The sequence below is a fragment of the Chitinophaga filiformis genome, from assembly GCF_900102545.1.
GTDB lineage: Bacteria > Bacteroidota > Bacteroidia > Chitinophagales > Chitinophagaceae > Chitinophaga > Chitinophaga filiformis.
In genome coordinates this window covers 402,905-418,024 of the sequence record NZ_FNBN01000003.1, presented here as the reverse complement: position 1 = coordinate 418,024, position 15,120 = coordinate 402,905, and the positions used below count along the sequence as shown (strand labels likewise).

The window sequence follows — 15,120 nt, the reverse complement described above, 5'->3', positions numbered from 1 at the left end:
TTATTCTTTTGGCTTTTGGGGTACGACCTGAGGCTGATTAAATGAGCCATAAGGTCGCAAATCAATTTTCTCAAGCTCGGGATGATCCTCTGGTCTGGAAAACAGCTTTTTTGCCAGATTTTTGCCGTATGTGCCGCCGGCGGGACGGGGAGCATCCAGTTTTACAAGCCGTATGGGCACCTCTTTTTCACCAGCCAGTTGTGCGGCAAGTAAACGCCTGTTATCCAGACTTACAAGGTGGCCATCTATATTTGCTACTTCTAAGGGGCTCCTTGACCAATCCCATAAACCCGCTTTCATCTCGTCTATATATTTGTATACCTTATCCCCTACATACCCCTGAGAAAAACGCAGGGATTTTGGGTCTACCCATTGTATATGACTAAATGGTGATAAACCTGCATTATTAAGCCGTGAGACCCATTTCTGCAGTTGAGCAGCCAGATCAGTCTGATTTTTGTACTTGGCCCAATACAACAATTCTACAAACCGGGTCCCTAAGATATTAAGATCAACCGGATTTAATGCACTAAATTCCTTCTTACCCGCCATAATATCCTTCAGCAAAGCAGTACTATTGCGATCCTTACATGATCTCAGTAGTTCCTGAAACTTGTTCAGTTCCTCAGTTTTGCGAAGGGAAGGAAACTCATGCAAAATCACCCATACATCGGTAGAAAGTTTTCCTTCACTAAACTTCTTTAGAAGTTTCTCTTTATCTATATCACTTGCTGCATTCTTAAAATCATTAACAAAATCGCCATAATAGCCTTCCGGAATGCCGCTTTTAAACTTCTCTAAATTCTTACAGGAATTATGTACGACGATGCCTTCACTCCCTATACAATAATTGTGTGTAATACTGGTTTCAAAATTGTAAACCGTTACACTGGTATCGATCGGCAATACTGCAGTCAGTGTAGCAAAGGCATGTCCCGCCAACCTGAGACGCCAGCCTACCTTTAGGTCAATAGCGCTTTTCCAGCCATTCTCTGTAAGATAAGGATGCTCTGGTGTGGAGAAGATCGTATCACGGCCCGTAATGATACGCACCAGTTTCGAAGCATGTTTGGTGAAAGTATTCTTAACCTTCTGCCAGGTAGTATCGCCATTAGCCACCTTTACGCCAAGCACGGTATCATCTTCTTTGATCTGTTCAATAGGAATGAGACCGGCTTTCGTTCGCACGGGTGTTCCCGCTATAAAACAAGCGCCTCTTATACACTCCACACTTTTGTTAGCGCGTTGTACAAACATCAGGTCTTCCACCACTTCCTCCGCATTTTCTGCCGTACGGACAGGAATGTCATCCATGGTACCTACCAGACGGGCATCCTCTGCAAATGTCGTCGCTGTTTTATCCAGCACCACTGTTCCATCAGCCATGCCATGCATCACCTGTTGACCTCCATCATCTGTGAATTTGAGCAGGTTACCATTTCCCTTCGACTTCAGGAACTTTAAGTCTTTCATTTTGGCAACAGTGCCTGAAATCCCGTTGTATACCTGTTCTTTGATCACTTTATACCATGTCTTACCATATCCGGCTGCGGCACCTGCTTCTTCTATTTCTCTCTTAAACCGCAGGATCTGTTTCACTGCTTCAGGATCCTTCATCAGATACATTAACCCCTCTTTTTCCGCTCCGTAAAATGACTGAAGGAATTTTGTAGCTTCTGCTCTGGATAACCTGGCAATAACACCATTCGTTGCAGAAAAACCCAGATTGCCTAACTGCAATAGGGCAGTCACTTGATAACAGTCATTGATGAACTCAGCCAACTTGCTGTCCGGAGGTATCGCACCCGTTTCTACACCCAGATGTGCCAGCGCGGTTACTTTAGCACTGTATTCAACACCCTTGTAAACATAGTTAGCTACTTTTCCCAAATAGGCTAATTCACCTACCGGTGTCACCAGCGTGATCACATCAAAGGCCATTACAATGCCCTTACCTACCTCCTTGTTCAATTCCTTATCCGCTGCATATTTCAATACGATGGCCGGCAGGTACTGTGCCTTATGCTCATTTTGATCTGAGGATTCTCCTACCGCTGTTGCCAGCAATCCTATATCGGATTTATTTGTAAATGACACCAGCTGCCATGCCTTTAGCGTAATTGCTTTTCCTTCTACCCATTTTGGTTCACGGGGATACTTCGTCTCATAGTAACCAGCAATATCCATGGTGCCCATGGCAGGCAAAACAAGGTCATTCAGCAGCTTTTGTATAAAGGTGCTATTCCCCTTGGCATACTCACGCATAGACTTCTGCAGCTCAGTATACCCCGCCTCATTTTCGGGATATTCCAACTGCGACTTAATAATGGTGACCTCATCCCGCTTATTATCCAATGTTACCTCATAACTATTGGTACCGGCGGGAGGCGTAGCAAACAACTCTAGTGCATAGCTCTTATCCCATACTATCGTCCGGTCCAGTTTTCTGGGGTCCCTGTAAAAATCCAGCGCATCATCAGCAATAGCAGGCGATGATTTCGCAATGTTGATGAAAACCTGCATCAACCGTGTATAAGTCTTATCGCCGATCAGATGGTCTGATATGCCATTTACCAGCAGATGCAGGAGGGTTAACTCGCTGGTTTTGGCTGGTAATACCTCAGATTCTTCGGCGTCGTTTTCCCTTGAAACAAAGTTGTTCAGCTTATTAAGATCATCTCTCAATTTACCTGCGTCCTCTTCAAGGTTTGCGGTTGACAGGAGATCCACTATCATTGTTGCGCCGGTATTGGTAATTATAGCTTGTGATGCAAGCATTTTAACCGCATAAATACGTTGCTCATAGGTAAACTGGTCATAGGCATTCGCACTGATTGTTGACAGTAGCTTCTCCATCTCCTCACGGGTATTGACAGACGTTATCTTATCTTTTACAGATGGCAACAATGCAAAGTCTGAGTTATTCTCACTAATGACATCTATAAAACTTTTTATCAGCCTGTAACCCGTTGCTCCCTTCACCGTGGCCAGATGTTTCGACACTAACAGATTATATGATTGCACATCCGTCCCCTCCAGATTAGAATACCAGGAAAATATCTGGAGCTTCTTAAACCGGCGTTTCCTATCATAGATCCTATAGTTCACCATGCCGACACACACCGTATTGAACGCCAGTTTCTCACCATTTTCAGGTGGTGCAGCTACCAATGCTGTTGAAACTCCTTGTAAAATAGCTGTTGCATCCTTTTTGGCATTCTCCCCCATGTCTCCTTCTTCTGTTCCACTGGCGTCTCCTCTACGGTAACTCATCAGCGTTTCCAGATCAAGTCCAGGAACATCATAGATCATCGGTATAAAATCGATGGTAACGAGATACGTCCGTATTTTGGCATCAGCATTTGTGTTGCATTTCCTCAATTTCTCCTCCAGTTCATCGAGATCTTCACCAGCCGGTACGAGAAAGTCGCCAGCTGCCTCATCGCCGGTTATACTACCTGCACCATAGGTTATTTTTCTCTGTCTGATATATTCCTTATCCAGTTTCTCTATCTGTCCATCTATCAGGTCTGCCGTATTGATATGCAATACATAGTGATTCTGAGATGACAGTCCTTTTTCATCATTTAATTTATTCTGCAGGACCAGCTCCTTAAAAGCCATCCTGCCTCTTTCAATTACTTTCGCCATCAGGCTGTCCCTGTCCGGCGCTGCAAATCCCACATTGGCCTGCAACAACAGGATGAACAAGAGTATATATTTATGTAACATTTTCATATTACCAGCTTATTTATTCAACAGATCAGTAATTAATTGTTCCAGCTCGACTTTCAGATTATCAACGATCACCTCATCATCCACCTCATCGTTCCTTTCCGCTATGATGTAATCGACGAGATTCTTACCATTTATTTTCAGTACCTGGGTTATAAATGCATAATATTCTTTACTGGATATATGCTGGTCAAACATATCTACAACCGCCATTTTATTCTTCTGCAATTCCGCCTCTTTAAATGCGACACTCAGTTTTGAAAACTGATCTTCAGGTGCTGATACTTCTACACTGTCGATGGCGATAACAACAGCGTTCTGCCCCCGACTTGTGTTTGCAGGCATTGACCTTCCATCCAGGATCGCCTTCTTCGTTTCACTGATCATATCATTTAATGCTTTCCTGCTGGCATTGAAATCTTCATTGATCTTCGTACGCTTGCTGTCATTATAATCCGATTTCAGGCCTTTAACTGCCTTCACCAACATATCAGTAACCGACTTCACGAATTCTTCCTTCTCCTTATTTACTGCATCAACTTCTTTTTTCGCTTCTTCAAATGCAGCTGCTGCCTTGTCCTTCTTCTCTTTTGCCGCGGCTTTCTCCTCCGGTGTTTTCGCATTCTCATATTCTGCCTTCGCCTTATCGTAGTCGTTCTTGGTCTGCTCCAGGTTGTCCGCAGCTTTAGTAATACGCTCTTTCAGATCTTCCGGCAATTCATCCTCCGCCAGTTTCCTGATCTCGTCAGCCAACTCTTTCACCATCAGATAGTCACTATCTATCGTCAGATGCGCCAGGTCATTCACCACACTCGCCAGATCTCTTACGGCCTGTATCGCATCGTCAACCCCTACTACCTGTGCTGCCGTGCTATCGAAAGTGGTTTGTATCACACCACTCAGCAACTGGTGGCTGGTATTGACGGTGATATTGCTAAACTTCACTTTTACTCTCGTATCGCTCAGGAATGGGATCATCACATAACCCGTTCCCTGGAATGTGCCAGCGCCAGATACGCTTGTAAGACGCACAGGGAAATCGCCCGCCAGGATCTGATCACCGTTCTTCAATTCCTTAAGAGGTTCCTGGTTAGCCAGTTTGATATCAGGTAATAATCCACAGTTCTTATTATCAGTACTGTCTCTTGCAGGCATCTCAAAACCATGCTGATCGCCCATTGTTTTTATTGCTGCCACACAATAACCACCCACACGGTAGTCATAACTTCTGCCCGGTACCGCATCATAAATTGCTACATGGTCTTCCGTTGTTTTTATGCTGAACCATTCTGCGTTGTCTTTATTCGCTTCGCGATATTCTACTATGTATTCAGACATTTTGGGTTGTGGCAACCAACTGACTGTAACGACGTTTTCTTCTATTGTTGCCAGTACCTGCTGCGGCGGCTGGCAGTCTTCCTGTAATACAAACCAGAAGATCTCACTGTAACCATTGTTCAGGAATACATCATATTCATTGACGCCCATCTTCGCTTTTGCCTTTACCCGCCATGCATATCGCTTGCCCGGCAAGAGCGGAGGTTCTGCAGGTCCATACAATAACGTAGTGGTATTGGTAATGGTCTGATATAAGGGAGGCGAATTCAGGAATGCTGCCTCCGGTGCAATCACCGTATCCCACAACTCTGTCAACGTGAACTCATATTCCGTCTGGAAAGCAGCATTGGCGCTACTCATATGCCGGGGCGTCCAGTTAAAAACAATATTCAGGGGTTCCCTGAATGCCACACCCCCACCCTTGACAGGCAGGTTCAATAAAGGCGGCTGACTCATACTGATCCATGCAGGCGGAGAACACCCCTGCGTACTATTGCTGACCTGCTGGCCGCTCTTCACTTCTATCACCTCTACACAGAAAGTATAATAACCATCCGGCAGGAGGATGTTCGGCATCAGTTGTGAAGGAGGGATGCCCGAAGCGTCGAGATTATTCAACTGAAAATAAGGTTCCAGATCTTCCAGGCTTAGTCGCAGTGGAATACCGGCATCCAGTTGAATAGACGGATAATAAACATAGTCCTTATTACGCAGCACCGCATTCCCACCCTTGATAGTAAAGCGTAAGCGGACGGTTAATGTAGGATTCTGCAGGTCAGTGTTCAGCAGGGTGACAATCATTCTGCCCTGCGTACCTGTATAGAGATCAATCAGCTGCGGCGTTACAGGTTGCAATAACTGCACCTGCACTTTCACAGGATACTTCTGCGCGGCCGATCTGAAATAGCCGGCGCACAGCAGCACGCCTGCCAGCAGCGCTATACGGAATGTGTTATATATGCTGTTTTTCATTTTCTGATTGCTACATGTTTATGACAATTTCTCTGACCGCGTTGCCCAATGAAGTCCCGGGCAACAGGTAAGTGTTTGTCGTTATATTCAGCTGGTAATTAATGTTGAATTGTGTGGGCGCACTACAGTAAATTGTCCATTAACCGGGTCGGCTGCACCAATAGTGCTGTTTGTAAAACTGATAATGTGAATGCGGTGTATGCTATCTTTTGCAGTGTAAATAAAATCAGTAGCAACGGGTATTCCTACTTCTTTAAATGTCAACAACAGGCATAACCCCAGTCTGTAGGTTATCTTATTCATAGGTAGGGTCTGGTGTGCTTAGTACAAACGAAGACGAATATATTAAAATCACACTAAGATAGATATATTTTTTTATATATCTGTACCTATAAGCGCAGTGGATTCAGGACTATAAAAACTACCATTAAGAAAGAGAAAGAAATGAGGGAAAAGTTGCCGGTTTCTCCATACGTCAGTTAACGGTTATTGGATGAAAGGCCCTTCGCATTGGTAAAGCTGAGACGTATATGTTATACCGGTCCCAAATAAAATGCCAGAATGTAGGACATTTTACACAACAGTCTTGCTACAGTATTACCTGAGCACGGTGCTAACACATTGATATCATTATAATTTTAGGGCTATTCTGCCGCAGCAAAAAATTGTCATTATCTGCTAAAACCGTTTATCACAGCTATTCTTGCTATAGCTGAGTTTCGTGCATGGATGATCCCGACAGGCTGAGTGTGCTGCTGTACCCGATATTTACTGGTACGAAAGTGGTATAACATATATCCGAATGGCCTTTAACAATGTATCATCTAAATTTCACAACATGAGAAATGGTACACACGCGACTACAGGCAATACAAAAACCAGGGAAATAAAGACAGCTAAGCAGCATATGAATGGCAACAGCGCCAGGGATATCGCTGTTATTGCCGGAGTGAGTGCTATTGCCGGCTCCCGTACAACGCTGGCCCCTGCGCTCATCTTCCCTGAAAGTAAGATATTGACTTTAATGGCTGCCGGGGAAACTTATGTTGATAAACTACCCGGCATAGGCGACAGGATTGAACCGGCAGGTCTGATCAGCAGAGGTATCTCAGGCGCCCTTACCGGGGCCATCGTTAGCAAACGAAAACGTAAGAGTATGTGGCTGGGTGCTCTGATAGGCGCCGCAGCGGCCTGCGCAGGTGCTTACGTAACTTATTATGCGAGAAAGAAATTTGGAAAGATCACCGGCACACCCGATCCCATAGCAGGGCTGGTCGAGGATGTGGCAATGATCTGCCTGGGAAGTATTTTACTGAACGACGACCGAATATAGACTATGTATAAACCTAGAGGCCGTCCGCTTGCAGCGGGCGGCCTCGCTGTTGCTGGTGCAGTCGTCTGCCGATCATAAAGTTCCTTACCTCAAAAACTATAACTATACCCAAAGGTCGCCGTCACATTACTCGCTGTGCCCCTGGGCGTCCACCGTGTTTGATGCACCGCATTCATATTCAGGTTATGTTTTTTCATGAACATGTACGCCGCATTTACACGAAAATTCAGTACCTGCCCCTGTTGCTCTCCATTGCTGGCGCTGCTATTGTATGAGCTGTTAAAACCAGCCGTCATTTTCTTCTCAAATAACCGTGCGTTCATACCCAGCGTAGGGCCCAGTGTAAGAAAGTCATCCCTCCCAATGGTATTATAGCTCAGATTAAAAGCACCGGTAAAGCTTATCTGCCGCGGTATCAGTAACAAGGTATATGCGGTGCTTGAATTATAGAACCGCGACCCGTTACCTTTCCAAAGCACATCGTTCTGAATATCTGCCGCATCCTGTACATTCAGGTTCAGGTTGATGTTGTGGCTCTTGGTCTTATTGGCTTTTAGCATATAGGTAATCGTTAGTCCGGCACTCTGCGATATCTGTTTAAAGTTCAGCGTATCCATATTCTCATAGGGATTCGTCTGATTGATATAATCAAACTGCGGTTTTATGTGCGTGTAGGTCTGGAAGTTGGAATAGGTAAAGTTCGTATTCCATTTTTCATTGGGCATATAAGTCGCATTTATCGCACTAACCATGCGGAATGTGGCGCCGGCCTTGGTATGATTCAGATCGTCGCGCTGGTACCCCACATTGCCGGATATGGTGGCCTTATCATGCAGCAATGGTTGCGACAGATTCACAGTAATATTTTCCAGGTCATTATTCATATAGTAGGTGCCCAGCGTCTGGTAACCGGGATCTATACGCTCATAACCTAATCCTATCACACTTTTATGAAATGTGTAGTTCATTCCTGCTCTGATAGCTTTAAAGAACTGCGTATTCTTGATATCATACATAAATACGTTTTCCAGCAGGTTACCACGATCCGACCTGGTAGGATGATAGTCCCGTTTATCCAGTTTCATGGCACTGTTGGCGTATTCCATGGTAAATTCCAGTCCTTTGGCAGGCCGCAGCATACCGGTAATGCTCACAGCAAGGTTTGCTTTAGGAAAGATGTGCAGGCTATCCGGGATATATTGCATAGGATCTACGAAATCCTGGGCACGCAAAAAATTCAGGGACAGCGCATAATTTGGCTGCGTTAAGGAAAGCTTAGCGCCATAACCCATACGCCGGTATGTAGGCAATATGCCCCGATTGGTGCTGTCGTAATCTACTGCGCGCAGCAGTCGCCCGTACATCACGCTGATGCTCCAGGTCTGCTGTGGAGCGATATCCAATCCTACGCCCGTAAACTGATGACCGTTTAAGGTATAGGGAGAAAACGACATGGCTACGTCGCCTATGTGGGCAGTTACTCCTTTATAAGAGGGATGCAGGCTCAGACGGTTAGGTAAGGTAGGGTACGAATAACCTGCTCCGGCATTGGTCAGGTTAAACGAAAAAGGCAGATTGATCCGCCCCAGTATATTGGTATTAAGGCTACCGTTCAGGAACCAGGTAAACGGCTGCCTGCCGCCACCACTGCCGCTATTGAATACAGTACTGGCGTTTAGTCCGCCGTTCACTTTCAAAGGTCTTCCCTTGCCAAACAGATCCCGGATATGTTCCAGGTCTACCTGCTGCGCGGATGACAGCAGCGGTAGCAGTAATGCAGCAGTACACAGGTATAGGATACGGGATCTATTCATATTTCTGGACTTTAATATCCGCCACTATATAGGCTGTGGTGCCTTCCAGCACATAGTCCTTTATCTTAATGGCGCCTTTACGGCCATCTGCCGTCTGGAATAATATAATACGGGGTAATACTGTCTGATCAAATTGCAGGTTGCCGTTAGCGCCGGCTGGCAGTTGCAGGGCTTGCAAAGGAGCATCTGTCTGCATGTTGTCAAAATCGCTTACGCTGAATGACACACCACAATTGCATTGTTCCTGCCTGTTGATGAAACGCGTCACCGTAGCGCCGGGTATGGCGGAGAAGGTATAACTTGTAGCAGAATCCGGCGATACAAATTTGTTATAGGTAAAGCTGCGGCTCAGCCCAAAGAATACCAGGTCAATCTCTTTCCCCTCTTTTGTCAGATCATCGTTTTTGCGGTATACCTTTCGCAGGCGGGTAGAATAAAAACAGCCAATATCTGCATGCGCAGTGCTGATACCTAGTTTTACATCCGTAATAGTACGGAGGTGCGAATTAGGTTTTACTGTGATAGTTTTATTCACTGTTTCTGATCCCTTCCCATTAGTATTTGTCAATGTAATGGTATAGGTACCCGGATTGGCAAAGTATACCGTATTCGCAGAGGATGTATCGCTATCCAGCACACCACCTGCACACTGCCACTGCTGTGTAAGGTAGCTCACACTTTTACCACCGAGTACTGCTGTCAACGGCGCTTCGTAGTCGTCGTCGAATGGTCCGGGGTTCAGGGTAAAATCCGTATGTAAAGGAGACTTTACGGTGATGGTTTTGCTGGCAGTGAACTGTTGTCCGCCATTACTCACCTGCAGGGTAATGGTATGCGGCCCTGGTGTGGTGAAAGTAACTGCTGGCGGTACGGCGGTATTGGCACTGGCCGGATCGCCATCCTGGAAAGTCCAGTTATAACTGCTGGCGCCTGTGGTATGGTTAGTGAGTTTCACCTGTACGGGTGAAAAATCATTCACCTGTATCTCAGCATCAAAAGACACCTGTACTGCACTGTCCAGCACCAGTGTAATGGTCTTGCTACTCCGGGTGTCGTCATTCCAGGCTTCTAATGTGATCTTGTGCGGACCGGCCTGCGCGAAGCTGATGGCTCCCGGGTTCTCGTAGTCGGAGGTAGCAGGTTCGCCACCTTCAAAACTCCACTTAAAACCGGTAGCGCCAGTGCTGCGGTTGGCGATGTTTACAGATATCGGTACAGTATGCGAACTATCTGCCAGCACGTAGGCGAAGTCCACTGTAAGGGGCCGTGGCACTTCTTTGTAACATGCAGCCAGTAGCAGTATGAATATAGTATAGGATATTAGTTTCGTCTTCATATTGTTCGAAAGCTTATACTGCGTTTAGCTGTCAACGGTATCTCCTTCAGTAATTACTGAGTGATGATGATTTTCCTTATCTGATTGCCCAGCGGTGTTTCCAGCAGGAGCACATAAGTGCCTGCCGTGATATTCAGCTGGTAGCCTATGTTAAATTGCTCGGCAGCGCTTTCCTTACGGTCGTTCACCAACTGGTTGCTGATGATATTGAACAGGCGCAGACGGATCTCTGCAGCCTTATCCAGGGTCACACGCACGGTGAATTGCCCGCTATTAGGGTTAGGCAATACATCAAACGATGTGATGAACGGCTGTTGTGCGCCTCCGGGAACTGGCATAGACTGCGATTCCAGCACAGCAATGTCTTTCGTGAATACCTTTTCACAATTGCCGATATAGGAGTGCAGGGTGATGCGATACACGCCGGTATCCGCAAAGCGTAGTCCTGCCAGCAGCGGCGTATTCTGCAACACGGTAATGTTCTTGCTGGTTGGTATTTCCCATACAGTGCGTTCCGGCATCGGGGTGCTGATATTGATCAGCGATACATCCTCATTACGAAATACCTGTGTGGCTACAACAAATTCTGCCGAGATATCTGCTTTCAGTTGTTGTATGTTGATCGTATCACGGCCAATACAACCTTTACCGTCCATTACACTTACCCAGTACTGACCGCTTTGGTTGACCGTCACGGCCGGCATAGCCGCCTGGAAGGCAGGCTCTCCACCCCAGGTATAAGTAGCCGCAGGATCTGTTATGATAGCATTTACCGTATAGGTTTGATCGTTACAGAGTGTTATGTCGCCTCCCAGCTGTATCTGTAATGGCGACGGGTCTGGCAGATTAAAGGACTGCACACGTTTACAATTGTTAGCGTCCTGGATAGTAAGCGTGTATTTACCCGCACACAGCTGGCTTATATTGTTGCCAGTGCCGCCGTTGCTCCATGCATAGCGGTAAGGAGGAATGCCTCCACTGATCACCGTGTTAATAGCACCATCGCAATTACCCGCGCAAACCGGTGGTATGATGTCTGCATTTACCACAAGGCCATTGGGTATAAACACATCCGCGTTGTTTTGTGCTTCACAGCCGCGGGAATCTGTTACAAACACCAGGTAAGATCCTTCTGTTAAGTTGCTGATAGTACTGGTGGCTGCTCCATTCGTCCATTCATAACTGAAAGGTTCCGTACCACCACTAACGGTGGTCCTTACCTCTCCATCCTTTCCACTGGCGCAGGTCACCGGTGTGGTGGCCAGCTGCACCTGCAACAGTGCCGGCTCAACGAGCAGGAAGGAATCAGATACTTTATCAATATTATTTGCGTCTGTAATGATCACTCTATAGGTACCGGTTGTTAATCCGCTGGCTGATGGTGTTGTCTGACCGATAGCGTTATAACCACCACTACCCTTCTTATACCACGCAAATCGGTATGGCAGCGGACCGTTTATGCGCACGCCACCATCGGCGGTAGCTTTCAGCACGCCATCTGCAGTTCCCTTACAGGATACATAACGCTGTTCCGCGATGCTTACTTCTAATGGAGGTGGTTCCTTTAATGGGAAAAATCCTGTCAACGTACAGCCCTGCATATTCAAGTCTGGACCGGTATATTGAGCATCTGTAATGATAGCCTTGTAATCACCTGCAGGTATACCTGACAGCACGTTTTCATAAACGCCTGCCACTACCTGACCAACGCCACTGCCCAACGGTGTACCGTCTGCCTTTTGCCAGCTAACATTGTAGCTGCCATCAGCTTTAGCAGTACCACCTTTCAACTGTATTTTAATACTACCATCTGAGTAACCATAGGCAAGTGGTTGAGTCAATACTTGTTGCGCTATCTCTATCGGAGCAGCTGGTTGTTCAACTATGGAGTCCTCAGATAAAGGGCAACCATGGTAGTCAGTTATATTCACTGTATATGTGCCGGCGTGTAAACCAGGATTATACGCGTTCCGGCTACCATTACTCCAGTTATATTGGTATGGTGTTGTACCGCCGCTTACGAGTGCTTCCAACGCACCATTGCTGCCATCGTAACAGGTAGCAGGCGTCGTGTTGAATTGTACCTGTAAAGGAGCCGGATCTATGAGGTCTGTAGTATCGGATAGTATAGAGATGCCATTGGCGTCTGTAGCTTTCACCAGGTACTGGCCCGCAGGCAGGTCAACAGCAGTACTATCTGTTTGTCCGATAGCCACGGTTGCGCCGTTCGCCACCTGGTACCATTCATAAGTGTAATGCGGCGCGGGGTTAAATGGTACACCGCCGCTTATTATAGCAGTAAGCGTTCCATCGGCCTTGCCGGTACAGCTAACGCTGTCCGTGATCTGTATGTTGGCCACTAATGGTGGCGGTTGTCTTAGTGGAAAGGTATTGATGAGGGCACAACCTGTCCTGCTGTCTGTAGCAGCCACATTATAGTTGCCGTCTGTGACCGTCAGGGTGTAATCGCCGTCTGGCTGGTTGCTGATGGTGGTGGTATAGATGCCATTGCCATCTACAGTATTTGCGGGTGTTAACAAAGTGCCATCTGCCTTCCTCCACTCAACATTATAAGAGCCGTCTGCTTTTGGCGTACCGCCCTTCAGATGAACGGTAATGCTGCCATTCGAATATCCGAATGCTTTTGGATCGGTGATGGAAGTAGCATCCACCCCCAGTGGTGCGTCAGGTTGTTGAACGCTGAAGCTTATTTCCTCGTCTCCGGCGGCCGTCTTACCGGCACATCCGTTCTGGTCTTTTACCTTTATCAGGTAATCTCCCTTGGCGAGGCCTGTTATCGTGTTCTGGTTGAACGGCTGCGTGAGATAATCATTATCTGCACCCCCTTTATACCATGCTACATAACCACCAGCGCCTCCATTAATGTTAAGGTTGATACCGCCATCGCTACCGTCGTAACATTTTACAGCAATAGGAGCAGGCGTAGAGAAGATGACCCGTGTGGGTTCATCCAGCTGGAACTCGGCCGTACTTGCGTCGCTGTAACTGTTGGTGCCATTAATATTGCCGGTTACCTTTACCTGGAAGCGGCTGGCGAAAAGCGTGTTTGAAGGCCAGGTGTAAGTCTGATTGGGTTCCATGGTAACACCTATCTGATTAGGTTGGGTACCACCGATAACGTTCAGAAGGTCCTTGACTTCTACGTTTATTGTCTCACCAGTATACGCCGGACGGTCAAAGGTAACAATGAAACCGCCGTCACTGGCGCCGTTACAGGATATCTTCTTAGGAATAATGCTTGTAATGTGCGGAGCTTCCAACCGGCAGTCCAATGTAATAGTAGCGGATTCCCGGTCCTGGGCGCAAGCCGGTAGCATTCTAACCCGTACCAGTTTGGTGAGATATTTTTCCCATTCATTCCCCAAAAGGCTTTTGGCAGAGACTTGAAGAACGTTGGATCCCTGCTTGTTTCCAGGGGCGTTCTGCCAATTGCCATTATAGTCCAGGTATTGCCAGATGTATTGCTGGTTGGGTATCCCTGGAGTACCAATGATCCTGATCTCAGCGTCAGTAGGTAGTATATTGGGGCTTGGCCCGTCATATACCAGGTCATTCATGACTTTTCTATAAGTCACATGGATCTTACTGCTCGGGTCCATCGACGTGACAAACGGATTATTAATATTCCCGTCAAATTCCAGACCTGTATGACTGACAGGAAAAGTCTCTGTCCGCGTTAAAGCAGGCCAGGGGCCGATTCGAGCCCCTTTACTATAAACTTCTACGGATGATATTTTTTTGGGGGAACTGTGTATGACGCTGCCTGTCCTGTTGATGACTTCTCCGTTGGCAGGAATCGCAGTCGATATAAACTCGAATATCTTATCATCCTTTGTGCCATCTGTATAATTAACAGTCGCGTAATAGTTTAGCGCCAAACTGGCGGGATATACTTCCGTTGTCTGGAGCTGTAATTCATATGCATTGGACACAGGTTTAATGTCTATAAACAGCGTAGACGTAGAATGATAGCCAGCAAACATGTTACCAACCCTGGTACTAAAACAGGTACGATCGCCAGGCGGGAACATATAATCTCTTTCTTCTGAAGCCGCGGTATTGCAGCTGGCGAGTTTCCGCTTGCCATATATTGCAATCCCTGTTACCGGATTGTCCGAGGTAAAGGTGATCGTCTTGGGGGAAGGATACCACACCTCGCCCTTTTTGAGACCATCCAGGGATCCGGATGAGATAAGCCTTGAACCACCGTACTGCATAAAGGCATATACTTCATAGAGACTACCGCAGTCTGCTGTATTGCCATCGCCCATGATGTCGCATTTCACGGTCAGTTGGTACACCGCTGTTGGGTTCTGCGCGGCTAACCTGCTGGTAAACACCAACAGGGGAAGGAATAACAATAATAGGGCTCTTTTTATCATTGGTCGCATAGGTAAAAAGTATGCAGGGATTTAACTTGTTTTAACTTTTCTGAGCGGGCCTGCTCAGACCGTCTTTGTTCACAGCGCGTACGCTATACTCATAAACGGTATCGATCTTCAACGATTCCTCTTCAGTCATTTTCACGTTTACCGGAAACTATTTTCAGCAACTCAGCGGCCGTTCGCCAG

Annotated in this window: 7 protein-coding genes; 1 reads left to right on the top strand and 6 read right to left on the bottom strand. The window is 46.7% G+C overall.

Annotated elements, in window-relative coordinates:
- From BLR32_RS13975 to BLR32_RS13965, 3 genes are all read right to left on the bottom strand, one after another.
- Positions 1-3,738: a Hint domain-containing protein gene (locus BLR32_RS13975; protein WP_089832762.1), complete on the bottom strand. Its 3,738-nt coding sequence runs from the start codon at positions 3,736-3,738 to the stop codon at positions 1-3.
- A 9-nt stretch (positions 3,739-3,747) separates the two neighbouring features.
- A complete protein-coding gene (locus BLR32_RS13970; protein ID WP_089832760.1) occupies positions 3,748-6,045 on the bottom strand; it encodes a fibronectin type III domain-containing protein in 2,298 nt (765 codons plus the stop codon).
- An 87-nt stretch (positions 6,046-6,132) separates the two neighbouring features.
- Complete coding sequence (locus tag BLR32_RS13965) at positions 6,133-6,348, bottom strand: hypothetical protein (RefSeq protein WP_089832758.1); 216 nt, start codon at positions 6,346-6,348, stop codon at positions 6,133-6,135.
- A 535-nt stretch (positions 6,349-6,883) separates the two neighbouring features.
- Here BLR32_RS13965 and BLR32_RS13960 point away from each other — a divergent pair.
- Positions 6,884-7,378, top strand: a complete 495-nt coding sequence (locus BLR32_RS13960) for a hypothetical protein (protein ID WP_143011470.1) — start codon at positions 6,884-6,886, stop codon at positions 7,376-7,378.
- Positions 7,379-7,467: 89 nt separating this feature from the next.
- On the opposite strand, the gene BLR32_RS13955 is transcribed toward BLR32_RS13960, so the two are convergent.
- From BLR32_RS13955 to BLR32_RS13945, 3 genes are read right to left on the bottom strand one after another with little or no spacing between them, the layout of a single operon-like run.
- Positions 7,468-9,192, bottom strand: a complete 1,725-nt coding sequence (locus BLR32_RS13955) for a DUF4136 domain-containing protein (RefSeq protein WP_089832754.1) — start codon at positions 9,190-9,192, stop codon at positions 7,468-7,470.
- Complete coding sequence (locus BLR32_RS13950; RefSeq protein ID WP_089832752.1) at positions 9,185-10,528, bottom strand: PKD domain-containing protein; 1,344 nt, start codon at positions 10,526-10,528, stop codon at positions 9,185-9,187. Before BLR32_RS13950 ends, BLR32_RS13955 begins: the two co-directional genes overlap by 8 nt.
- A 53-nt stretch (positions 10,529-10,581) precedes the next feature.
- Positions 10,582-14,931 carry a hypothetical protein gene (locus BLR32_RS13945; RefSeq protein ID WP_176842276.1) on the bottom strand — a complete coding sequence of 1,450 codons (4,350 nt, stop codon included), beginning with the start codon at positions 14,929-14,931 and terminating at the stop codon, positions 10,582-10,584.
- Positions 14,932-15,120: the final 189 nt, after the last annotated feature.

What these genes read in the sequence shown, in the direction of transcription:
- BLR32_RS13950 (WP_089832752.1), bottom strand. Translation starts at nt 10,528, where the DNA reads ATGAAGACGAAACTAATATCCTATACTATATTCATACTGCTACTGGCT.
- BLR32_RS13965 (WP_089832758.1), bottom strand. Translation starts at nt 6,348, where the DNA reads ATGAATAAGATAACCTACAGACTGGGGTTATGCCTGTTGTTGACATTT.
- BLR32_RS13960 (WP_143011470.1), top strand. Translation starts at nt 6,884, where the DNA reads ATGAGAAATGGTACACACGCGACTACAGGCAATACAAAAACCAGGGAA.
- BLR32_RS13975 (WP_089832762.1), bottom strand. Translation starts at nt 3,738, where the DNA reads ATGAAAATGTTACATAAATATATACTCTTGTTCATCCTGTTGTTGCAG.
- BLR32_RS13970 (WP_089832760.1), bottom strand. Translation starts at nt 6,045, where the DNA reads ATGAAAAACAGCATATATAACACATTCCGTATAGCGCTGCTGGCAGGC.
- BLR32_RS13955 (WP_089832754.1), bottom strand. Translation starts at nt 9,192, where the DNA reads ATGAATAGATCCCGTATCCTATACCTGTGTACTGCTGCATTACTGCTA.
- BLR32_RS13945 (WP_176842276.1), bottom strand. Translation starts at nt 14,931, where the DNA reads ATGATAAAAAGAGCCCTATTATTGTTATTCCTTCCCCTGTTGGTGTTT.